This window comes from Staphylococcus sp. EG-SA-2, assembly GCF_017152085.1.
Window position 1 is genome coordinate 1 of sequence record NZ_JACYHC010000891.1, and the last position, 1,035, is coordinate 1,035.

Genomic DNA, 1,035 nt, shown 5'->3' on the forward strand with positions numbered 1-1,035 from the left:
TAAGTAAAAAGGCATCATCGGGAGTTATCCTATCAGGAAAACCAAGATAATACCTAAGTAGAAAGTGTTCAATCCGTGTTAAATTGGGAAATATCATCCATAAACTTTATTACTCATACTATAATTCAATTTTAACGTCTTCGTCCATTTGGGCTTCAAATTCATCTAGAAGTGCTCTTGCTTCTGCAATTGATTGTGTGTTCATCAATTGATGGCGAAGTTCGCTAGCGCCTCTTATGCCACGCACATAGATTTTAAAGAATCTACGCAAGCTCTTGAATTGTCGTATTTCATCTTTCTCATATTTGTTAAACAATGATAGATGCAATCTCAACAGATCTAATAGTTCTTTGCTTGTGTGTTCACGTGGTTCTTTTTCAAAAGCGAATGGATTGTGGAAAATGCCTCTACCAATCATGACGCCATCAATGCCATATTTTTCTGCCAGTTCAAGTCCTGTTTTTCTATCGGGAATATCACCGTTAATTGTTAACAATGTATTTGGTGCAATTTCGTCACGTAAATTTTTAATAGCTTCGATTAATTCCCAATGTGCATCTACTTTACTCATTTCTTTACGTGTACGAAGATGAATAGATAAATTGGCAATGTCTTGTTCGAAGACGTGCTTCAACCAATCTTTCCATTCATCGATTTCATAGTAGCCAAGGCGTGTTTTAACACTTACCGGAAGCCCACCTGCTTTAGTCGCTTGAATAATTTCGGCAGCAACGTCAGGTCTTAAGATTAAGCCGGAACCCTTACCCTTTTTAGCAACATTTGCTACAGGACATCCCATATTTAAGTCTATGCCTTTAAAGCCCATTTTAGCTAATTGAATACTCGTTTCACGGAACTGTTCTGGCTTATCTCCCCATATATGAGCGACCATCGGCTGTTCATCTTCACTAAAAGTTAAGCGTCCGCGCACACTATGTATGCCTTCAGGGTGGCAAAAGCTTTCAGTATTTGTAAATTCAGTGAAAAACACATCCGGTCTAGCTGCTTCACTTACAACGTGTCGAAAGACGATAT

Annotated in this window: 1 protein-coding gene; it reads right to left on the minus strand. The window is 38.4% G+C overall.

Translation table 11 applies throughout. The annotated features are described in order from the left end of the window. Positions 1-118: 118 nt before the first annotated feature. The coding region (locus tag IDG60_RS27650; protein WP_031826374.1) for a tRNA dihydrouridine synthase at positions 119-1,035 on the minus strand (917 nt) is incomplete at its 5' end.